Below are 20,550 nucleotides of genomic sequence, written 5' to 3' on the forward strand. Positions count from 1 at the left end.
ACTTTGATGAGTCTGGGCGATACTTGACTTGTCTAAACAACGCAGCGACGGCCACCCGTTCTGAGACAAAAATGGCCATAGAGACATACACACGCTTACTTAATTTGCCGCGTCAATAATGACGAGGACTTGTGTCATAGTGAGGAACGTCGCGCATCTTTGACTCGATGGCCAATTTTTTTTGAATCCTGTCAACGTGCCGCGTCACGCAATACTAACCCAAACGTCAAGCATTTCTGCCCCAGACCAGACCTTCATCGTTCCAAGGATCAAGTCGCGGACAGCCATCTTTTACAGACGTCGCTATTGCTGACGCAGCATTCTCTCGCATGTGCAGCATGTTTATCGCGGCTATGCAGCGCACATCACCGAAGCAGCCATTGAAATTCGAGATCAGGTGCCAAATCCAAACCACCCTTTCGCTGCTCGCTGGTCCAACAATCGCTTGGCTGGACAAAGCAGGCCTTGCTTAGATTTGAACCAAAGACTGCTTTTGAAAATACCGCGCCAAAAATGGTCGCTTTTGATTTAGGTCTAAAATTCAGTCAAGATGCTTTAGACTGACTTAAAAGATCATCTATCATTGGCAATAAGGATTTCTTCTGGTTTACTATTTCTGTGTGATACAATGATCGGGATAACGGTCGGGTATATCTAGATGAATTGCCTGAACTAAAAATTATCTCCGATGAATCGAGTTTAGCAACTACGAACAAAACCGGAGGTTTTAAAATGACAGATATGACACGCCGAAATTTGTTAACAATGATCGGGACTGCTGCTGGTAGCAGCGCCATGTATTTTGCAATGACGTCAATGGGCCATGCGATGCCGTCGAACTATACTGGTCCCATCAAGCTTGAAGGCGACCCGCAGGGCAAAAAGATTCTCATACTTGGCGCAGGTCTCGCAGGCATGACTGCAGCGCTTGAAATGCGTGCAGTTGGCTATGAAGTCGAAGTGCTGGAATTTCGCGAAAAAGCAGGGGGTCGCTGTTGGACGCTACGGTCTGGCGATACCTATACGGAACTTGGCGGCGCCACGCAGAAAGTCGATTTTGCCGAAGGCAACTATATCAACCCCGGACCATGGCGCATCCCGCACAACCACTATGCGCTCATGGATTACTGCCGTCGCCTGGACGTGAAGCTGGAGCCGTTTATCCAGACCAATTATAACGCTTATGTCCATCGTAGCGACGCTTACGACGGCAAACCTATGCGCATGAAAGAAATTCTGACCGACTATCGCGGCCATATTTCCGAACTGCTTGCGAAGGCTGTCAATCAGGACCGGCTGGATGATCTTGTCACCGAAGAAGATAAAGAGGTTTTGCTCGAAAGCCTGAAAGCCTTTGGCGTTCTCGATGACCAGAATGAATATGTAAAAAGCTTGGAGACCAGCAATTACCGCGGTTACGAAAAACAGCCTGGTGGTGGTGAGGGTGCTGCGCCAATCGCGTCCGATTTGCTGGATCCGTCCGAAGTCATCCAATCACGCTTGTGGACGTATCTTGCGACCCACGAGAGCATGAACCACCATGCGCCTATGTTCCAGCCTATCGGCGGCATGGACGGCGTTGCGCAGGGGTTTGAGCGCCAAGTCGGTGATCTAATCACCTACAACGCCAAGGTGACGTCACTTCAGCAAGACGAAAACGGTGTCACCGTTGAATGGGAAGACACCAACGGCGGTGGCACCCAGACAAGTACCGGGGACTATTGCGTCTGCACCATTCCATTTTCTGTCTTAGGACAGATTGATCACAACCTGTCGAGCGATCTATCAGCTATCATTGGCGAAATGCCTTATAATGGCTCCACCAAAGTGGGCTTGGAATTTAAACGTCGATTCTGGGAGCAGGACGAAGATATCTTCGGCGGTATTACCTACACTGATCAAGCGATTTCGCAGATTAGCTATCCATCTACCGGCTATATGTCAGATGGACCGGCTGTGCTTTTGGGTGCCTACACTTGGCGCGGCCCGAACACCTTCAAGTTCAACGCCATGCAACCCGAAGAGCGGATCGAAATAGCGCTACAAATGGGCGAAAAAATTCACCCGCAATATCGTGATGAGTACAAAGCGGGGGTCAGCGTTTCGTGGCACAAAGTGCCTTGGGTGCTTGGATGTTCAGGTATCTGGAAAGATCAGGAACGCGATTACGAAACAGCGATCAAGATCGATAATCGTGTGGTCTGCGCAGGCGAACACCTGTCCTATATGTCCGCCTGGATGGAAGGCGCGATCCTTTCGTCTCTCGACGCAGTTTCGCGTCTTCATGCCAAAATCATCAAAGGGGAATGATATGAAAACCACATTTATCTCAGCCTTGTCTTTCAGCGCGCTTACCGCCATTTCCGCTCATGCCCAAACCTCAACGCCGGCAACCGATGCGTTCACCGCCGGGGCTTACACATCAACTGATGGCGAAGAAATCTACCAGTCATTTTGTGCTGGTTGTCATATGCCGGACGGGGCCGGGGCGACAGGTGCAGGCGTATATCCTGCGCTCGCTGGAAACCCTAACCTCGAATTTTCCTCGTATGCAGCATACCTTATCATAAACGGTCAGGCGGCGATGCCTGAGCTTGGATCGTTCCTGAATGATGAACAAATGGTTGAACTTTTGACTTTTCTCCAAACCAACCTTGGTAATGACTACACACCGGATGCGACAGTAGAGATGGTTGCTGACACGCGACCGGAAGTTGCTCAGGACGAACTTGCTGAACATGAAAATCGTGCGATGGATGCGACTGGTGACTCGATGAGAGGCGGCGTCGTGCGCCATCCTATTGCAGGTTCCGACTTTCCAATCCTGACGGCGGTCGAGGTTCCAAGTGATGCGACACTTGTTTATCTGAGTGGCACGGTGCCGCAGGTGATCGATGACAGTGCGGAACAGGGGTCACTTGAACGTTACGGTAATACCGCTGAGCAAACTTCCAGTACCTTGGCGTCAATTGAAGCTAAGCTGGAGTCGATCGATCTTGTCATGAGTGACATTATCAAGATGCAGGTCTATCTGGTTGCACCTGACGGCAGTGAATCGATGGACTTTAGCGGCTTTATGGAAGGCTATGTTCAGTATTTCGGCACAGACGCACAACCCAATTTGCCCACACGGTCCGTGTTTGAAGTCGCCGGGCTTGCCAACTCCTCCTGGCTCGTTGAAATTGAAGTTGTAGCGGTTCGCCCATAAACTTCTCGGCGCAATCAGAAAATTGATATAGGGCACCTCTGAATTCTAAGGGGTGCCCTACCTAATTTAACAGTGCCCAATAACGGTGGTTTTTGGAAGGCAGTGAATACACTGGACGTTTATTTTGGAGCCCATCCTGCTCAAAGCAGGCCGAGCACGACGCCGCCGGATGCCATCAACACAACGATGATCCACGGCGGCGCCTTCCAGACAGTGAGCAGGATGAAGCCTGACAGGCCGAGCGCGAAATCATAGGGCGTCAGAATGGCACTTGTCCAAACGGGGTCATAGAGTGCGGCTCCAAGAATTCCCACTACGGCGGCGTTTGCGCCGCGCATCGCGGCCTGTGCGATAGGACGCGACCGGAAGGCATCCCAGAAGGGCAGTGTGCCTACCAGAAGTAGAAAGCCTGGAAGGAAAATCGCGACAAGTGCGATGGCTGCCCCTATGAAACCGTTTGGAATAGGTTTCATGACCGCACCGAGATAGGCGGCGAAGGTGAATAGCGGTCCCGGCACGGCCTGCGCTACGCCGTATCCGGACAGGAAAGCGTCATTGTTGACCGCGCCTGACGTCACAACTTCAGCCTGCAAAAGCGGCAGCACTACATGACCGCCACCGAAAACAAGCGACCCTGCTCGGTAGAAGGAGTCAAACAGGGCAAGGCCCTGCGTCACCCCGGCAGTAAAGGGCAAAAGAAGCAGGAGCAGGGCAAAGAGCACCAGCGACATCGACCCCACTCGTTTTGATACGCGAAACGTCAGGTGTCCGACTACGGGACCTGGGGCAGCACGGCATAGCCAGAGACCTGCTATGCCGCCAATGAGGATAGCGGCTACTTGCCCAATAGACCCAGCCACGAAGATCACGATCAGAACGGCTCCGAGAGCGATGCTTGCCCGCTCGCGATCGGGCGCAAGGTTTCGCGCCATCCCCCAGACGGCTTGTGCCACAACGGCAACGGCCACCATTCTGCTTCATAGTCGCGCTGTTGTGAATGGAACACAGTAAATGCTATCAAAGGAGCGGCATCAAACCGCGACAGGTCCATTGATTATTCAAGCCAGAACAAGACGGTTGCTACGGCTAACAGGAAGACCATCGGGCATGTACCATAAACGGTTTCTACCTTGAGAGCTTATCAAAGGCGCCGCAAACGCATTGGGATTGCACGGATATCTTGTGGTTGAGACGGGGCAAGTAACGCTGGATATAAGCGTGCGGGATGCCCCGTCTCTAGAGGTCATGACCGATCCCAATAGTGTTTGAAGTTGTGACTCAACCATTGGCAACTCTGCGAAACTTGGCGATCAAAGAATCGCCCCGCGCGTACCGGCGTGTCTACATTTTCTACGCAGCTTTTTCTTTACGACCGTTGCGCAACCACTGCAGGACTGCTTCGGGCGTTGAGGCTTCGTAGGGATCGCTCGCCGCGTTGTCACAAATGCCAGCCTCTTCAAACCAGCCTTCGACGAGACTGTCTGCAATCACCGCAGCATAACGCCATGAGCGTAGCCCAAATCCCAAATTGTCCTTGCGGACCAGCATGCCAAGACGGCGCGTAAAGTCCCCAGAACCATCAGGGATCATCTTAATGTTTTTAAGTTTTAGGTGATCCGCCCATTGCTTCATCACGAAGGCATCGTTGACGGATACGCAATAGATTGCGTCAATTCCCTGCTCTTTGAAGGTCTCGTCCAGCTCATCAAAAGCGGGCAACTGACGGTTCGAGCATGTTGGCGTAAATGCGCCGGGCAATCCGATTAACAACACGCGCTTTCCCGAGAACAAATCTTGGGACGTCCGGTCACTCCAGCGATAGGGGTTTTCGCCACCAATCGCCTCATCGCGCACGCGTGTTTTGAAGGTTGCGTTTGGAAGAGGTGTGCCCGTTTTCATATCATATTTCCTTAAAGTCTTGTTGCGCTTAGCAGCCTGCTGCTGCAAGCAGATGTGATCGGTTGGGGGGGGACCGGATTAATCCTATCCAATGCCAGCCTCTACTTATTCCAGACCGGTGGGTCAAGGATACGGATCAGTGCCTTTTTCCAACCGCGCAAGACAAAGTTGTCAACCGGACCGTACAAAGGCATGATGCGGCTGTGCATCACCGAGAGGGCGCCATTTGAGTGGCAACATGTCGGGCAAACTGAAGCCACCCGCTCGGATCGTGCGCCACGTTGTCGTGCCCTATTATCGGCCTCCCGAGCAAGCTTTTCTTCATCCATGCTGCTTACAAGTTCTCCCAGATGTCCCAGCAAGCCCAGTTGATCAAACGACCTTAGCGCATTGTAGAGAGCCACGAGCGAAGCTTTTGAGGTAAAAGTTTCAGTTTTTCCATGCAAGCTGGAAGTGTCGATGCGAAGCTCAGTTTCTGCAAGCTGCGTTTCAGCGATGGCGCATCATGTTACCATTGCAAACTATGGGCTAACGGTGTCCTGAACCCGCTGCATAGAGGTACGACGCGTGATGAACTGGCGTCGGATAAAGGCAGCTATAAACAATGCTGTCATAATGAGAATAATCGTTGGCGCAGGCGCACTGTCGAGAAAGAAACTGGCATAAGTTCCCAATAGCATCGACGCCATACACACGATTACGGACACCCATAACATCGTAGAAAATTTGCGCACGACTAAAAACGCAATGGCCCCCGGTGCAATCAGCAAGCCGATTGCAAGGATCAGACCCGCTGCCGACAGCGTCGCCACTATGGTTAAAGAAAGTGCCGCCAGCATCCCGTAATGCAACCAGTTGACCCACAGCCCCGACGCGCGTGCCTGCGCGGGATCAAAGCTATGGAGCAACCAGTCTTTCCATTTGAGTGCCAGCATCAAACCAACTCCAAGCGATATAATCCCTGATGTCCACATCTCAGTAGGCTCAACACCCAGCATATTACCAAAGAGGATGTGATCAAGGTGCATGTTCGTTTCAACAGATACATAAAGCACGATGCCCACGCCGAACATGCCCGAAAATACGACCCCCATCACAGTATCCTGTTTCACACGGCTGTTGCTCGACAAATAGCCGGTCGCTAAGGAGCAGGTCATACCTGCTGCGAACGCCCCAATGATCAAGGGAACACCGATAATATAGGCCAGAACGATCCCTGGCAGAACTGCGTGGCTGACCGCGTCGCCCATCAACGCCCAGCCTTTCATCACCAAAAAGCACGATAGCAATGCAGTTGGCACCGATACAATCATAGAGATCAGAAATGCATTTTGCATGAATGGAAACTGGAACGGTAGCATCAGGTTTTCAATACTCATTATTTGAACTCCGCGGCAAGATCGTCTGAACTTCGATTTAGTGCCTGTTTTGCCTTACGTTTTGCAGCCAAGAGCCCGTATTTCGGGGCAAATACGAAGGCGCTAAGAAAAATGACGGTTTGTAACGTGACGATGATGCCGCCCGTTGCACCATCCAGAAAATAGCTAATGTAGGCACCTAGAAAGCTGGTGATCGACCCGATTGCGACGGATACGATGATCAAACGGGGGAACCTGTCACACAGCAAATAGGCAGTCGCACCGGGGGTCACGACCAAGGCGATTACCAAAAATGCACCGACAGTTTGCATGGCGGCGACAACACATCCCGACAATAGAATGAAGAATATCGCTTTCAACAACCCCGGACGCAACCCGATGGTCCGTGCGTGGTTTTCATCAAAAAATGTAACCATCAGATCTTTCCATTTTGCCGCTAAGATAGCCAGCGAAACGAAACCAATGATCGCCAGTTGCAGTGTGTCTTCAGGTGTGATCGCAAGGATATTGCCCATTGTGATGGTCTGGATCGACACGGACATCGGATTGATCGACACGATAAACAAGCCCAAGCCAAAGAAGGACGTGAAAATCAGGCCGATGATCACGTCGACCTTTAGGCCTGAACGTTCAGAAAGGAACAACATCGCACCAGCGGCCAGCCCGCCCGCGATAAATGCCCCCAAAGCAAACGGCAAACCAAGGATATACGCGCCTGCGACCCCCGGTACGACCGAATGGGACAATGCATCACCAATCAACGACCAACCTTTTAGCATCAAGTAGCACGATAAAAATGCACAAACGCCGCCTACAAGGGCTGACACCCACATGGCGTTGATCATGTAGTTATAGCCAAACGGCTCTATCAGATGTTCCATTACTTACTCCGCTTCGTGCGCTGGGTCTTATCGCCATATTGCACAAGTGGGCGTTCATCATCGGTAAAGATCGTAACTGATCGCACATCTTTATCATCGTGCAACGCCTCGCCACCCAGCGTGAAATGCCGCAGTACGCCGCCAAAAGCATTTTCGAGATTTTCACGGGTAAATGTAGTTTCGGTTGGTCCGTGGGAGAGGACGGTCCCTTTGACCAGTACTGTGCGATCACAAAATTCCGGCACTGAACCAAGATTGTGGGTAGAGACCAGCATCACACGGCCTTCGGCACGCAATTCGCGCAGCAGAACGATAATTTGTTCTTCGGTTTTGACATCGACACCAGTGAATGGCTCGTCCAGGAGGATAACTTGACCGTCTTGTGCCAGTGACCGCGCAAGAAACACGCGTTTACGTTGGCCGCCAGAAAGCTCACCAATCTGACGAGTTCTGAAATCTTGCATGCTGACTCGGCGCAAGGCCTCGTCAACAGCTTCATAGTCAACTTTTTTAGGGCGACGCAAAAAACCCATGTGGCCATAGCGACCCATCATGACGACGTCTTCAACTAAAACGGGGAAAGCCCAGTCGACATCTTCCGATTGCGGAACATACGCGACCAAATTCTTAGCTAACGCGTCTTTCACATCAAGACCAAGAATTTTAATCGCTCCTTTGGCGATAGGCACAAAACCCATGATGGCCTTAAATAATGTAGACTTGCCAGAACCGTTTACGCCCACCAATGCGGTTACAGTGCCGCGTGGGACTTCAAAACTGGCATTCCAAAGGGCAGTATGGCCATTGCGGTAGGTTACCGTGACATCGCACGCCGAAATGCCGACGCTCGTTTTGATATCTTGATGTTCGGATAGAGTGTTTTCGTCACGCATATCGTTTCCTTTGGCGGGTTCTGCCGTTGTCGCTTAACGCAAGCAACCTGCAGCAAGGGCGCCACAGGTCACTTGCAGATATTATTCTATCTTAGTTCATTGCAGACGTCAGACCATCGGCCACTGTACGCGATGTTACACGCAATAAATCAAGGTAAGTAGGCACTTCGCCATCTGGTTCGCTTAGGCTATCGACATAGAGTACACCGCCGTAAGCCACACCAGTTTCGCGTGCTACCTGTTCGGCGGGAGCCGTGTTGACCGTACTTTCGCAAAAGACAACAGGAATGTCATTGTCCCGAACACCATCAATAACGGCGCGCACCTGTTGCGGCGTGCCGACTTGATCTGCGTTCATGGGCCAAAGATACAATTCCTTCATGCCAAAATCACGCGCGAGATAGCTAAATGCACCTTCGCAAGTCACCAACCAACGGCGCTCTTCGGGGATTTCTGCAATGGCAGCACGCAGTGGTTCAATTGTGACGCGAAGCTCCTCTTTATAAGCCTCAGCATTGGCGATATATATTTCGGCATTTTCGGGGTCTTGTGTGACAAAAGCCATGACGATATTATCGATATAAACCAGCGAGTTATCTAATCCCATCCAAGCATGCGGATTGGGCATGCCCTGATAGCTGCCCGAAGAAATAGAAATTGGGTCGATCCCATCTGTTAGCGTGGCGGACGGCACATCTTTCATGTTGGTTAGGAACTGTTCGAACCAGAGCTCCAAATTCATACCATTCCACAAGATCAAGTCGGCATCAGACGCCCGGACGATATCCTGCGGTGTCGGCTCGTAACCGTGAATTTCAGCACCCGGTTTGGTAATGGACACCACGTCTGCGGCATCGCCTGCTACATTCGCAGCCATATCTGCAAGGACTGTGAAGGTCGTGACAACTTTCATACGGTCATCTGCAACAGCATTAGTCGCAGATGTCATTGTGATAGCCGCAACAGATGTCGTTTTAAGAAATAGAGATAGCATTCAGTTCTCCTTTATAAATTTCTCTATATGTAAATGCAAATCATTCGCATCTGTCAACTGCTTTTGCGAATTAATTGCAAAAACACTTTCCGTCAGTTATGAATTATTCAGAAGTTTAGGATCAAAAGATGAATGCTCTGCATGATAAAATAGATGAAATGCTACGCGATGCAGGCATCCGTGTGACGCAACAGAGGCGAACAGTTCTCGCGACATTGGTGCAAAGCCACGACCATCCAAGCGCTCAAAACGTTTATACGCGCTCCAAATTGATAGACAGCAGTGTGTCTTTCGCAACTGTCTACCGCGCGCTATCTACTCTGGCAGATGCCGGTATTGTCCAGCGTGTTGCTGTCGACGATGGTCCGGCACGGTTTGAAATGGCGACGAAAACAGAGCATGATCATCTGGTTGATGTTGACAGTGGTGAGGTCCTCGAGCTGGTATCTAAAGAGCTGTACGCACTCAGATCACGTCTGGCAGCTGAGCTAGGATATGAAATCCTTTGCCAGCATTCGGTTCTTAGGGTGCGTAAGCTAAAAGCACCTTGAGCCTCTCGGAACCTTGCACTTTCACGCATGTTCAAATTCAACAAATTCTGCCTCTCGACCAATCACTATCGGTTTCACCATTTGAACAGAGGTGGTCGCATGATTTCGGGCCAGTAGTTAAGGTGGATCAACTTGTGAAAGTGAAGTGGTCCTGCTTTTTCGGACAGTTTTGGGTGTTGGGCTTTCGACGCTGAACAAATGGGTTCAACAGCATCAACACGATAGCGACGGCCCATTGCTGACCTTCACCCACCCTCGGTTATGCCGCGGTGCGGCCCGTTAGACCAGACTTTCGCTGCAGCCGCGAAATATGATACTTGGTGAACTCACACTTCGCGGACAAAGCGGCCTTATGCACGCGCAGCTATTGCTAACGCAGCATTTGCTTGCTGGTGCAGCACGTCACTTTCTACAGGACTTCGTCCGTCACTGAAGCGGCCATTCCAACCAGCTATATGGGCCAATGCAAACCGCCCTTTCCCTGCAAGAAACACCAACGGGTAATCATGCAAGGTGCGAATAGAAACATCCGGGAATTGGGACGCTAGGCAAAATAATAATGCTAGTACCGCGCACGATTTATCGCAGGGATTTTTGTCAAATTTCGGCAGTATCGATTACCCTTTTTTTATGCCGGAAGAACCACGACGCTGCCTGTTCTGGGGTGACGTTGCACCAACATGTCAACGCCATAGACGTTGAAAATACGCGCCGCCGTCAGCACCTTCTCGGGCGGGCCTGTTGCAACAATACGCCCCCCGTCTACCAAACAAATTCGGTCACAGAACATTGCCGCAAGATTGAGGTCGTGAAGGGCTGCAACGACCGTAAGCCCAAGGTCGCGCACGAAGGTCAGCAAGGACAGTTGATAGCGGATATCAAGGTGGTTTGTCGGCTCGTCCAACACCAATACACCGGGTTGCTGCACCAGCGCACGGGCCAGTAGCGCGCGTTGCCGTTCGCCGCCCGACAGCGTCCGAAAGGCACGGTCTTTCAGAGTGCTGAGGCGTTGTAATTCCAGGGCAGCGTCGATCAGTGCAGCATCGTGGGGGGAGTCGGGTTCAAGCAGGCCCTTGTGCGCCGATCGGCCCATGGCCACCACGTCGCGCACTGTCAGAGGGAAATCGGTGGGCATATCTTGCAACACCGCACCGACGTTTTTCGCCACCCATGCCGCGCTGTGGCGTTGCACGTCCTCGCCGTTTACTAAAACGCGGCCTGCTGAGGGCCGCGTCACACCATAAATCGTGCGCAGAACAGTGGATTTACCCGCGCCATTGGGCCCGAGAATGCCAAGCATCTCTCCCCGCGTCACATCAAAGCTGATGTCCTCAACTATCCGCTTGCCCGACACCTCGACGGTGATGCCCTCCAGGGCCAATGTGCCCGCTGTAAGCGTCATCGCGTGACCCCCAGGCTACGTGCGTCACGTCGCAAAAGCCACATGAAAAACGGCCCCCCCACAAGCGCGGTGATGATGCCTACAGGCAACTCCAGTGGTGCGATAATTGAGCGCGCTACCAGATCCGCCATGATGGTGAAACTCGCCCCCAAAAGCGCCACCGCGGGCAGCGCCCGGCGGTGATCCGCGCCGACCAAATGTCGCACGATGTGGGGCATGATCAGCCCGACAAAACCAATGACACCGGACACGGCCACGGTAATCCCCGTAAGCCCCGCCGTGAGAACAAACATCGTGCGTCGAAACCGTTCGACGTCGAGGCCGAGGGCCACAGCGCTTTCATCGCCCGCCATCAACAGGTTTAGGTGGCGCGCCTGAATCAGCATGAATCCAAGCCCAAGGGCCAGCGCGCTAACCGGGATCGGCAGCAGCTTCCACTGCGCTGTGCCAAAGCCACCGAGCGTCCAGAACAAAACCCGCGCGGCCAATTGCGGGTCCGGCGAGGTCAAAACCAGCAAGCTAGTGAACGCCGATAGTACGGCGCCCACGGCGATGCCTGCCAACACCAGTCGTGTCGGGGTCATATTTCCCCCTGTGCGCGCGATCCAGAACACCAATGACAAAGCCGCGAGGCCTCCGACAAAGGCGGCGATGTGCAAGGTAAATGCACCGAAAATGATTAGGCCAAAGCGCATAACCAGCACCGCCCCCGTAGCAGCGCCAGAGGACACGCCCAGAATGGAAGGCCCCGCCAGCGGGTTGCGCACGATGGCCTGGATCACCATGCCCGCAACGCCAAGGCTGGCCCCCACGACGCCCGCGAGGATAACACGGGGAATGCGGGTTTGGACGATGATGATCTCGTGGGCCGTGCGCCAATTGGGCTCGATCAACCAGCCTCCTGACAGCCAGTGAATCAGTATCCGTGCTGACGTGAGCGGTGGTATCGTAACGGATCCGATCATGAGCCCGAGAAGCCCCGCCGCCGCGATGAGGGCTACCATGCCGGACACAACCGCAAGATAGCTCATGCGTCCGGCGTGCAACGGTGCAGCGGGCACACGACCGCCCCGCACACGCACAGGCGGCGGGGTTTGGCGCAGAACGTCGAGCAAGGCGCGATCTCTTGATGTGCCTTGCTGTTCAAGTTGGTCCGGCGTGGTCAATGACCCGCTGCCGGATTGTCTGACGTCATTGCGTGAACACGTCCGGGTGGAATGCGCGCGCCAGGGTTTCCAGCGCATCGGCCGAGCTTGGTCCCGGTTGGCCGATGCCCGACACAATCAGTACATAGTTGTTCTGTTCGACGGCGGGTACATCCGCGATGATCGGGTTGGCCTCCAGCGTGGCGATGCGGGCACGGCCGATGGCGGTCTCGGGATCTTCCACGATCTGACCGCTTTGTGTGCCAGAGTAGAACACCACGATATGTTCCGGAGCCTGATCAACCAACTGTTCCCACGACGTGCTGCCGTAACGGTTTTCTATGTCGCCCAAGATGTTCACACCTCCCGCCCGTTCGACCACATGGCTCAGCATGGTGTGGCCCAACACGGCGCGTGGCGTGTCTTCGCCGCCGTTGTAGATGAAGACCGACACAGGCTCGACGCCCTCCAACCGCGCTTCCACATCAGACACGATGGCCTGCATATCGGCAATCAGCGCCTCGCCGCGCTCGGACACGCCGAAGATGCCCGCGACAGAGCGGATCTCGGCATACAGTTCGTCAAAGCCATAGCGGCCCAGATTGCACCCTTCGGTGTTGAGCCGCGTGGTCATGCCCAGATCGTGCAACTGTTCACGCGTATGACGGCTCTCGGAAAAGCCGTCGGGGTAGCCTGCGTAGATGAAATCTGCTTCTACATCGATCAATTGCTCGGTTGTGGCCACTAGCGGAGACAGGATCGGAACCGATTGATACGCCTCCTCATATTGCGGGCTGATCGCCATGTCCGCCATGTAGGATGTGCCTGCCATACGGTCCTCCAAACCCAGCGCTAGCATCAGCTCGGTCGCGTTGTTCGATAGGGTCACGGCGCGCTCCGGGGCTGCGTCGTAGGTGAACGTGTGGCCGCAGTTTTCGTCAACGAACGGAAAACCGTCCTGCGCATAGGCAGGCAGAGCGAGAGCCAACAAGCTGGCGGTGACGATTAGTTTGAGATGCCTCATGGGAGGGTTCCTTTAGGTCTGATGTTTGGGAGAGGTGGCGCGGGCAGGTCTGCGCAAATTGGCAAAACCTCGGTTCCGAAAAGTTCCATCGAGGCGGATGCCTTATCGAGTGGAATGGTGCCGTTGGCGGAGAACAGGCAGCGCATATTGCGAATACCCGTGGATCGAGTCAGGTGCTTAATCTGGGCGCGGCATGCCTCGGGCGTCCCGGCAATGGTGTATCCCGCCAGCATATCGGCGGGCGTACGCGGCGCGGGTGGCGGTTTGCCGAAGGTGTTTGCACGGGCGATGCGGGCCTTGTTAAGCGCATCGGTGAACCGATCAAGCGCGGCCTCGGCCTTGGCTTGGGTCGCTTCCACAATCACGTAGCGCGCCAGCGAAGAGGCCGCCAAAGGCTCTGAACTTGCACCTGCGCGCGCGAGTTGGTCACGGAACACGCCAATCTGACGGGTCTCGTTCGGCTCAAGGCTCAGAAGCAGCGGGAAACGGTGCCGCGCGGCGATGGCCAGCGTATCCGGTGACGCGGCCCCGACATGGATCGGCGGGTGCGGTCGCTGGATCGGCGGCGGGCCTACAGTCACGTCGGAGAATGTCCATGTCGGGCCGTCCGACGACACGATCGGTTTCGTCAACGCGGCAAGGATCACGCCAAGCGCCTCGGCAAACCGTGCAGGGGCTTGAGCGGGATCAAGGCCAAGCGCGTGGAATGTCTCGGGCGAGGTACCGCGTCCGACGCCCACATCCAGCCGCCCCCCGCTTTGACGATCCAGTTGCGCGATCTGCTCGGCCAGCAGCAGCGGATGGTACAGCGGCAGCACAAGGATCGAGGTGCCAAAGCGCAATCGTTGCGTCCGCGCAAGGATCGCCGCCCCCAGAAGCAGCGTCGATGGATAGGGTAGCGTGGTGCGGGAGAAGTGGAACTCATTAAACCAGATGCCGCCAAACCCAAGGACATCGGCCCGCTCTGCGACCCGCATCAGCCCGTCGTGGTCGCCGAGACTGCCATCGCGCGCGTAGCCCGTCAGATCGAAGCGTAGTTTTTCCTTCGCGGAGCTCATGACCGTAGCCGTTGCTTGGTCTTTTGAGGGCGATAGGCCAAGTCCTCCACAGGCGTGCCGCCCTGAATATGCTCTGCCAGAATCCGATCGAGCGCTGTTTCGTCCACCCCGCAATAGGTCGTCCCCTCTGGCCAGACCTGCACCACGGGCGCAAGATTGCACGGGCCGAGGCAGCTCGTCTTGCAGCTCATCATCCCCTCGCCATTATCCCGCAGACCCAACCGATCTTGCTCAGCACGCAAGTGTTGCCACAACAGACCAGACGCGGCGTCATTGCACGGCCCGCCCATACACAGCAAAACCCGACGCTTTGGGCCTTGGATCACCGAAGCGTCGGGGATCGGGGTCGCAGATTGTGTCACATCCTCGTGGCCCGCCCGCGCTACGGCGGAGGACAGGATCGCTGGCATATCGCTTGACGCGACTAGTGGGGGAGGCGCGATGGTGATCTTGGGCAGCGGCAAAGACTGTGTTTTCATCCAGCGATTCACTGCCCGGCGGATCCATGCCGGAAACCCCGGCTCCATCGGTAGCATCGCCGGGACAATGATAACCTTGGACACGCCCGACGCGGCAATCTCGCTCAGGCGCTCCCGCAGGCTGGGGCTGCCTTGCTCCGAGAAGGCGTAAGTGGCGTTATGGCCGGGGCTGTGCGCGGCCACCGCTTCGGCCAGCGCAGCCATTTCCGCACGTGGTGCTGCCGCAATTGCGGCCTTGGCCAGAACGAGAATCATGGGCCGCATCAGACAAGCCCTTTGTCTGATGGACAGCGGCACGGCCTGCGATGTCGAAAGTGGGATCTGAACAAAACACGGCCTTTGTCGTGCGAGAGACCACAAGAAGAAGGCCGATTGACTGATCCCCCCGCAAAGCGGTGGAGGCTATTTAGTCATCATTCCCCCTCCAGGACACCCCGCCTGGGTTGAATACACGTTTACGGCAGGTCTCCTGACTTACGGGTCGTCACGTCCCTCGGCCTTCCCGGACGCGAGTCCAGTGGCGTGTTCGAGGTCGCTCGCCGCTTACAGTTGCGGGGGCAGTTCTGGCATTGCCACGGTCATACCGTCGCGCACCAAATTCCCATTTGATCCCTCTCGGGAACCGATAACTATTTCATTAAATACCTAGCCCAGCAGGGCGTCAAGTATCAACGCAGTCCGATAGAAACCACTGAAGGTATCTTCAATGGAATTGTTTTTTGTGCGCCAAGGCTAGCGTCAGGAGTTATAGCCATTAAATCACGGTGACTGCGAGTGCGATGGAATATATAAAACACTTTCGAATAATTTTGTAATCGAAGGGAACGTCGGCGTTCCGCCCTTGCTGTTTTTTCCGGCAGAGAAGCAGCCGTTCGTTTAAAATAGCTCACCCTCGGCTTCGACCCGCAATCTGTGAATTGCTGTCCATATCCTCGCCGCATTAAGATCGAATGGCCGCGATCTCTGTCGCAGCGCAGAGTCTCAGGTCAAGCATCTGCAGCAACTTTCGTGCTCCATGCGCACGCAGCGAGAAATAGCAATGACTGCCTCGGGCTCTTCGGTAGCCTTCGCTGCGATTTAAGTGAAGGTCCGGATTTGGGCCATCAATGGCAGTTGGGGCTAACTCATCTTGATCTATGTTTGTCTATTTTCTGGCGAGACTGGTCAGTTTATTTTGGACCAACGACTTTGTAGGCTATCTAGCGATCCCAATTCAAATGGGTGTTTATGGATGTTGAATTGAATTGACGATTGGGTGTAAATGGGTATTCATATGGGTATGTTGAACACCTCGTCACTCGTTATCACGCCTAAAATCCTCGCCAAGGTTTCTGAAATCGACGAATTTAAGGGGGCTTGGCGCGCCCTTGGGTCGCTTGCGCCGGAGCGATTGTCTTCGCTGAGACGCGTGGCGACCATTGAAAGTATTGGCTCATCAACACGGATTGAAGGAAGCAAGCTTTCAGACCAAGACGTGCAACGGCTTTTGTCCAATCTAGAAATCAAATCCTTTGAAACCCGTGACGAACAAGAGGTTGCTGGCTACGCTGAAGTGATGGAGATGGTCTTTGGGTCGTGGGAAAACATCACGATAACAGAGAACCATATCCAACAACTGCATAGGGACCTGTTAAAGTATAGCAACAAAGACGAACGCCATCGGGGGGCCTATAAGACCTCCAGCAATAGCGTCGCGGCTTTCGACGAGACGGGTGCTCAGATTGGAATCGTCTTCGAGACGGCCTCGCCGTTCGACACGCCACGACTAATGCAAGAGTTGGTGACGTGGTATCAAGGCGCGGTTAAAGATCCCGATATGCACCCATTAATGGCCGTCGGGATATTCGTTGTTGTGTTGTTGGAAATACACCCGTTTCAAGATGGCAACGGCAGACTTAGCCGCGTTCTTACAACACTACTGCTGCTCAGGGCAGGGTATGCTTATGTGACATACAGTTCGCTTGAAAGCGTGATCGAACAGAGTAAGGAAGCCTATTATCTCGCGCTGAGGCAAACCCAGGGCACGATTCAGGAGGCCAAATCCCGAGTGGACTCCGTGGCTAGAATTCTTCCTCAGTGCGTTGCAACGCCAGATGCAAAGGCTCAAGACACGGGTTGAGCGGGAAAAATTGATGATTGGCGCAATGCCTGAACTCGCCGCGAAAATTGTCGAGCTCACACGTGAACAAGGGCGTCTCACAATGGCAGATGCCGTGAAGCTGACAGGTGCCAACCGGAACACCCTCAAGCAACACTTCAAAACATTGGTGAACGATGGTCACCTCGCACTGCACGGTCAAGCGCGGGGGGCTTGGTATTCGATCCGATAATACATGTTATGTTAAAAAATAGCTTCATAGGCTTCCCCCCATGGAACGATTTCGAGCTGGTTTTGATGGGTCACGCGTCCAAACGCCTACGTCTCCGTCGCGCAGTGGAAACACTGGCAGGCGAATATCCAGCGTCAGCGCCAGAGCCGTCAGCCCGGTAATTGTTGTGATTTTTTTTGCTTCGAGAGTGCGCCAGACGACGACCCGCGATCTATGAACATCGTTCCCGTTCATCGGCGTCGCCAGACTAAACGTCCACTCGCCGCACATTACTGATCCAGACTTTGAAGCTGCTTTGGAACATTCGACTTCCAACCAGCTCACATCATCCAGCTCTTTGTTTACGGCCGCCAAAACCAGTAATGCAGACTTATTCTTCATAATCCGTCCGTTTGTGAGTTGAGTGAGCGCAAGAGTCAGCGGAGGGTTGCCGCGAGCGGCAATATTGTTGAAAACCCTTTAGTGGTGGTAATAATTAGTTTGTATGTTAAAAAATACCTTACGCAAACAAAAAGCTACTTACAACCCATTCAGCCGCAAAATTCCTACCGCGCCGATAGGAGACGTAAGTATCTTTAAAGTAGAGGGATTATCCTAAATGAGGGGAAAATGGAGCAGCGCGAGCCTCAAATACGTGATGCCACGCATCCCTGTTCTGGGTGCTTTGCTAGTCGCAGTTGGCACAATAACCGGGTCAGGGATAAAGGCGGAGGGCGAGACGAGTACAATGTTTTGCGTTCCACCACTCTTGCCGGTCGTACCCGAAAACACGGCACTCCAAATAGAGTTTCGCGACATTCTATCTGCGGAGTTCAGCAACTACTTTGATGAGTCCGGGCGATACTTGACCTGTCTAAACAACGCAGCTACGGCCACCCGTTCTGAGACGAAGACGGCCATAGAGACATACACACGCTTACTTAATTTGCCGCGTCAATAACGACGAGGACTTGTGTCATAGTGAGGAACGTCGCGCACCTTTGACTCGATGGCCAATTTTTTTTGAATCCTATCAACGTGCCGCGTCACGCAATACTAACCCAAACGTCAAGCATTTCTGCCCCAGACCAGACCTTCATCGTTGGTTAGGCCAAGGATCAAGTCGCGGACTAAGCGGCCTTGTGCCCGCGCGGATATTGCTCACGCAGCATTTCCTCGCAGTTGCAGCATATTTCGTGCTGCGATGCAGCCCAAGTCGCGGAAACGGCCATTAAATGATACCAACGTCAGTGGATTTCAGACCGACAAACCGCGGTCCAAACAGGGCATCCAACTTGGACTATAATTCTGCACCGCAGCCCATTAAAATTGCCTTTGGTCCCTGTTGTTCTGCTACCGGCCAAAAGACAAAATACAACCATTGGCGAAGCGTTTAAATGAGCATTTAGTGCATCCCAAGCTGGCGGTAGACCCGTTTAACATATTCGCCAAACGCATCAGTCGTTTTAATGTCGAGTGTTCGCGGATGAGGCAGGTCGATCTTGAAATGATCCGCCATACGTGCGGGACCGGCCGAGAGCACTGCGCAATGAGATCCAAGGAAAATCGCTTCTTGAATACCGTGCGTAATGAAGGCGATTGTTTTCTGACTTTCTTGCCAAATCCGCAGCATTTCGAGGTTCATCTTTTCGCGCGTCATAGCATCAAGCGCCCCAAAAGGTTCATCCATTAGGACTAGTTTTGGATCATGGATCAGCGCACGTGCAATTGCGGCGCGTTGCTGCATGCCGCCCGAGAGTTCAAACGGATATTTTTTGCCCGCATGGCCTAACCCGACCATCTGCAACAAATCTTGTGCGCGCTCCCGCGCCGCCTTCATTGGCAGGCCGAGGATTTGAGCTGGCAGCAATACATTTTCGGAAATTGTGCGCCACTTGAGGAGCATGGGTTGTTGAAACACCATGCCGACGTCACGCCCCTCTTCAAAATTGGCCACACTTGAACCAATCTTTACTGTGCCACCATCAGTCTCGTGCAATCCCGCGAGGATTTTAAGCATCGTCGTCTTGCCGCAGCCCGACGGCCCGACTACTGAGAGCAATTCACCATCATTGATATTAAGCGTCACATCGGACACCGCTACATGCTCTGTAGTGCCAGTCCGGTAAACTTTGCGCACGTTTTGCATTTGGACTTGTCACGGTTTAGTTCCGGTCTCTTTCGAGCAATGTTTGCTATGAAGGAGATAGAGAATGGCAAAGAGATACACAGACGAGTTTCGGCGTGATGCGGTGCGCATGGCGATGAGCAGTGGCCTAACGCGGCCTTAACTTTCATCGGATTTAGGGGTTGGGCTTTCGACGCTGAACAAATGGGTTCAGCAACATCAGCATGACGATCTGATGTCAGGACCGCATGAAGACGTCGAAAAGGAGAACACGCGGCTTCGCAAAGAAGTCCGCCTACTGCGTGAGGAGAGGGAAGTGCTAAAAAAGGCGGCAATCTTCTTTGCAGGTCACATCGCGTGGGTTCCGTGCTTGGCGGGTGCGTCCGATGAGCCAGAGCCAGCGGGATGATATGGTATTTCTGGCCCATATCCGCGAACAACATCGGTTAAGCCTAGAAAGCTATGGGCGACCCCGCATGACTGAAGAATTGCAGGAGCTAGGGCTGAAGATCGGACACCGGCGCGTAGGGCGTTTGATGCGTGAGAATGGCATCAAGATCATAAGAACCCAGAAATACAAGGCGACGACGGACAGTAACCACACGTTCAACATCGCACCCAATCTGTTGGATCAAGATTTCTCAGCGACTGGCCCCAACCAAAAATGGGCAGGTGACATCAGTTACATATGGACCAGTGAAGGGTGGCTGTATCTCGCCGTCATCCTTTATCTGTATTCTCGCCGTGTCATCGGTTGGGCTGTCAGCAACCGCATGAAGAAGGATCTAGCGATCCGGGCGTTAGATATGGCCGTTGCTTTGCGACAACCGCCGAAAGACTGCATTCACCATACGGATCGCGGGTCGCAATATTGTTCATCAGCTTCATCTCCTATCGCTCAGAGACAGGTAACTTCTGGGATATTTACACGCTTTTCCTGCTCTACCTTGCCGTCACCGGGGGCATCCTAGCATTCATTGGCGAAACTCTCTGGAAAATCCTTATCAAAAACAGCGACGTTTCACGCCGCAAATTCTATTTTTATGATGAAGAATGATAGGCAGACCTTGTTGGTAGCCAAGCCTTAGCGCGACGCCTCCTCAGCGGGCTATTCGCCTGCATAGCTGTCCTTCTCGGAGAATGCAGCGAAGGCCTCAAGAGAGCACACTTTACCGAATGCTGCATCGCACTCGAATGGCC

At 53.6% G+C, this 20,550-nt stretch carries 18 protein-coding genes, 1 pseudogene and 1 riboswitch; of the genes and pseudogenes, 6 read left to right on the forward strand and 13 right to left on the reverse strand.

The window, feature by feature from the left end:
* Positions 1 to 732: 732 nt before the first annotated feature.
* The gene (locus ACXLHR_RS16460; protein WP_458792588.1) at positions 733 to 2,310 is read left to right on the forward strand and encodes a flavin monoamine oxidase family protein; all 1,578 of its coding nucleotides are present in this window, start codon (positions 733 to 735) and stop codon (positions 2,308 to 2,310) included.
* Between the two features lies 1 nt (position 2,311).
* Positions 2,312 to 3,208, forward strand: a complete 897-nt coding sequence (locus ACXLHR_RS16465) for a Rid family hydrolase (RefSeq protein ID WP_458792589.1) — start codon at positions 2,312 to 2,314, stop codon at positions 3,206 to 3,208.
* A gap of 140 nt (positions 3,209 to 3,348) precedes the next feature.
* On the opposite strand, the gene chrA is transcribed toward ACXLHR_RS16465, so the two are convergent.
* The 6 genes from chrA to ACXLHR_RS16495 all read right to left on the reverse strand — a co-directional run bounded on the left by chrA (position 3,349) and on the right by ACXLHR_RS16495 (position 9,254).
* On the reverse strand, positions 3,349 to 4,179 hold the full coding sequence (gene chrA, locus ACXLHR_RS16470; protein ID WP_458792590.1) for a chromate efflux transporter: 831 nt from the start codon (positions 4,177 to 4,179) through the stop codon (positions 3,349 to 3,351).
* Between the two features lie 379 nt (positions 4,180 to 4,558).
* Complete coding sequence (locus tag ACXLHR_RS16475; RefSeq protein ID WP_458792591.1) at positions 4,559 to 5,107, reverse strand: redoxin family protein; 549 nt, start codon at positions 5,105 to 5,107, stop codon at positions 4,559 to 4,561.
* Positions 5,108 to 5,628: 521 nt separating this feature from the next.
* Positions 5,629 to 6,486, reverse strand: coding sequence for a metal ABC transporter permease (locus tag ACXLHR_RS16480; protein WP_458792592.1), 858 nt, complete (start codon positions 6,484 to 6,486; stop codon positions 5,629 to 5,631).
* Complete coding sequence (locus ACXLHR_RS16485; protein ID WP_458792593.1) at positions 6,486 to 7,367, reverse strand: metal ABC transporter permease; 882 nt, start codon at positions 7,365 to 7,367, stop codon at positions 6,486 to 6,488. Before ACXLHR_RS16485 ends, ACXLHR_RS16480 begins: the two co-directional genes overlap by 1 nt.
* The gene (locus ACXLHR_RS16490) at positions 7,367 to 8,260 is read right to left on the reverse strand and encodes a manganese/iron ABC transporter ATP-binding protein (protein WP_458792594.1); all 894 of its coding nucleotides are present in this window, start codon (positions 8,258 to 8,260) and stop codon (positions 7,367 to 7,369) included. Before ACXLHR_RS16490 ends, ACXLHR_RS16485 begins: the two co-directional genes overlap by 1 nt.
* Positions 8,261 to 8,351: 91 nt before the next feature.
* Positions 8,352 to 9,254 carry a metal ABC transporter substrate-binding protein gene (locus tag ACXLHR_RS16495; RefSeq protein ID WP_458792595.1) on the reverse strand — a complete coding sequence of 301 codons (903 nt, stop codon included), beginning with the start codon at positions 9,252 to 9,254 and terminating at the stop codon, positions 8,352 to 8,354.
* A 128-nt stretch (positions 9,255 to 9,382) separates the two neighbouring features.
* Between ACXLHR_RS16495 and ACXLHR_RS16500 the strand changes: the two genes are divergently transcribed.
* The gene (locus ACXLHR_RS16500) at positions 9,383 to 9,805 is read left to right on the forward strand and encodes a Fur family transcriptional regulator (RefSeq protein WP_458792596.1); all 423 of its coding nucleotides are present in this window, start codon (positions 9,383 to 9,385) and stop codon (positions 9,803 to 9,805) included.
* 628 nt (positions 9,806 to 10,433) lie between these two features.
* Here the strand turns inward: ACXLHR_RS16500 and ACXLHR_RS16505 are convergent.
* Genes ACXLHR_RS16505 through ACXLHR_RS16525 form a run of 5 tightly spaced genes read right to left on the reverse strand, consistent with a single transcriptional unit; the run spans position 10,434 to position 15,177 of the window.
* Positions 10,434 to 11,207, reverse strand: coding sequence for an ABC transporter ATP-binding protein (locus ACXLHR_RS16505; protein WP_458792597.1), 774 nt, complete (start codon positions 11,205 to 11,207; stop codon positions 10,434 to 10,436).
* Complete coding sequence (locus ACXLHR_RS16510; RefSeq protein WP_458792598.1) at positions 11,204 to 12,373, reverse strand: FecCD family ABC transporter permease; 1,170 nt, start codon at positions 12,371 to 12,373, stop codon at positions 11,204 to 11,206. Before ACXLHR_RS16510 ends, ACXLHR_RS16505 begins: the two co-directional genes overlap by 4 nt.
* A 25-nt stretch (positions 12,374 to 12,398) precedes the next feature.
* Positions 12,399 to 13,376, reverse strand: a complete 978-nt coding sequence (locus tag ACXLHR_RS16515; RefSeq protein WP_458792599.1) for an ABC transporter substrate-binding protein — start codon at positions 13,374 to 13,376, stop codon at positions 12,399 to 12,401.
* Positions 13,373 to 14,434 carry an LLM class flavin-dependent oxidoreductase gene (locus ACXLHR_RS16520; protein ID WP_458792600.1) on the reverse strand — a complete coding sequence of 354 codons (1,062 nt, stop codon included), beginning with the start codon at positions 14,432 to 14,434 and terminating at the stop codon, positions 13,373 to 13,375. Before ACXLHR_RS16520 ends, ACXLHR_RS16515 begins: the two co-directional genes overlap by 4 nt.
* A complete protein-coding gene (locus ACXLHR_RS16525) occupies positions 14,431 to 15,177 on the reverse strand; it encodes a (2Fe-2S) ferredoxin domain-containing protein (RefSeq protein ID WP_458792601.1) in 747 nt (248 codons plus the stop codon). Before ACXLHR_RS16525 ends, ACXLHR_RS16520 begins: the two co-directional genes overlap by 4 nt.
* A gap of 178 nt (positions 15,178 to 15,355) precedes the next feature.
* A riboswitch (cobalamin riboswitch) is annotated at positions 15,356 to 15,555 on the reverse strand.
* A gap of 619 nt (positions 15,556 to 16,174) precedes the next feature.
* Here ACXLHR_RS16525 and ACXLHR_RS16530 point away from each other — a divergent pair.
* Together ACXLHR_RS16530 and ACXLHR_RS16535 are read left to right on the forward strand one after the other, a co-directional pair.
* Positions 16,175 to 17,032 (forward strand): Fic family protein, encoded by an 858-nt coding sequence (locus ACXLHR_RS16530; RefSeq protein ID WP_458792602.1) that lies wholly within the window; start codon positions 16,175 to 16,177, stop codon positions 17,030 to 17,032.
* Between the two features lie 13 nt (positions 17,033 to 17,045).
* Positions 17,046 to 17,243 (forward strand): DUF977 family protein, encoded by a 198-nt coding sequence (locus ACXLHR_RS16535; protein WP_458792603.1) that lies wholly within the window; start codon positions 17,046 to 17,048, stop codon positions 17,241 to 17,243.
* Between the two features lie 24 nt (positions 17,244 to 17,267).
* Here the strand turns inward: ACXLHR_RS16535 and ACXLHR_RS16540 are convergent, their stop codons facing one another.
* Together ACXLHR_RS16540 and ACXLHR_RS16545 are read right to left on the reverse strand one after the other, a co-directional pair.
* Positions 17,268 to 17,624, reverse strand: coding sequence for a hypothetical protein (locus ACXLHR_RS16540; protein ID WP_458792604.1), 357 nt, complete (start codon positions 17,622 to 17,624; stop codon positions 17,268 to 17,270).
* 1,003 nt (positions 17,625 to 18,627) lie between these two features.
* Positions 18,628 to 19,371: an ABC transporter ATP-binding protein gene (locus tag ACXLHR_RS16545; protein WP_458792605.1), complete on the reverse strand. Its 744-nt coding sequence runs from the start codon at positions 19,369 to 19,371 to the stop codon at positions 18,628 to 18,630.
* Positions 19,372 to 19,435: 64 nt separating this feature from the next.
* Between ACXLHR_RS16545 and ACXLHR_RS16550 the strand changes: the two are divergent.
* Positions 19,436 to 20,228 (forward strand): annotated as a pseudogene (locus ACXLHR_RS16550) (IS3 family transposase); the annotation flags it as partial.
* Between the last annotated feature and the right edge of the window lie 322 nt (positions 20,229 to 20,550).

The organism is Yoonia sp. MH D7 (genome assembly GCF_054439475.1).

What these genes read in the sequence shown, in the direction of transcription:
- ACXLHR_RS16515 (WP_458792599.1), bottom strand. Translation starts at nt 13,376, where the DNA reads ATGAGGCATCTCAAACTAATCGTCACCGCCAGCTTGTTGGCTCTCGCT.
- ACXLHR_RS16490 (WP_458792594.1), bottom strand. Translation starts at nt 8,260, where the DNA reads ATGCGTGACGAAAACACTCTATCCGAACATCAAGATATCAAAACGAGC.
- ACXLHR_RS16500 (WP_458792596.1), top strand. Translation starts at nt 9,383, where the DNA reads ATGAATGCTCTGCATGATAAAATAGATGAAATGCTACGCGATGCAGGC.
- ACXLHR_RS16530 (WP_458792602.1), top strand. Translation starts at nt 16,175, where the DNA reads ATGGGTATTCATATGGGTATGTTGAACACCTCGTCACTCGTTATCACG.
- ACXLHR_RS16475 (WP_458792591.1), bottom strand. Translation starts at nt 5,107, where the DNA reads ATGAAAACGGGCACACCTCTTCCAAACGCAACCTTCAAAACACGCGTG.
- ACXLHR_RS16520 (WP_458792600.1), bottom strand. Translation starts at nt 14,434, where the DNA reads ATGAGCTCCGCGAAGGAAAAACTACGCTTCGATCTGACGGGCTACGCG.
- ACXLHR_RS16495 (WP_458792595.1), bottom strand. Translation starts at nt 9,254, where the DNA reads ATGCTATCTCTATTTCTTAAAACGACATCTGTTGCGGCTATCACAATG.
- ACXLHR_RS16540 (WP_458792604.1), bottom strand. Translation starts at nt 17,624, where the DNA reads ATGAAGAATAAGTCTGCATTACTGGTTTTGGCGGCCGTAAACAAAGAG.
- chrA (WP_458792590.1), bottom strand. Translation starts at nt 4,179, where the DNA reads ATGGTGGCCGTTGCCGTTGTGGCACAAGCCGTCTGGGGGATGGCGCGA.
- ACXLHR_RS16505 (WP_458792597.1), bottom strand. Translation starts at nt 11,207, where the DNA reads ATGACGCTTACAGCGGGCACATTGGCCCTGGAGGGCATCACCGTCGAG.
- ACXLHR_RS16465 (WP_458792589.1), top strand. Translation starts at nt 2,312, where the DNA reads ATGAAAACCACATTTATCTCAGCCTTGTCTTTCAGCGCGCTTACCGCC.
- ACXLHR_RS16545 (WP_458792605.1), bottom strand. Translation starts at nt 19,371, where the DNA reads ATGCAAAACGTGCGCAAAGTTTACCGGACTGGCACTACAGAGCATGTA.
- ACXLHR_RS16525 (WP_458792601.1), bottom strand. Translation starts at nt 15,177, where the DNA reads ATGCGGCCCATGATTCTCGTTCTGGCCAAGGCCGCAATTGCGGCAGCA.
- ACXLHR_RS16535 (WP_458792603.1), top strand. Translation starts at nt 17,046, where the DNA reads ATGATTGGCGCAATGCCTGAACTCGCCGCGAAAATTGTCGAGCTCACA.
- ACXLHR_RS16480 (WP_458792592.1), bottom strand. Translation starts at nt 6,486, where the DNA reads ATGAGTATTGAAAACCTGATGCTACCGTTCCAGTTTCCATTCATGCAA.
- ACXLHR_RS16460 (WP_458792588.1), top strand. Translation starts at nt 733, where the DNA reads ATGACAGATATGACACGCCGAAATTTGTTAACAATGATCGGGACTGCT.
- ACXLHR_RS16485 (WP_458792593.1), bottom strand. Translation starts at nt 7,367, where the DNA reads ATGGAACATCTGATAGAGCCGTTTGGCTATAACTACATGATCAACGCC.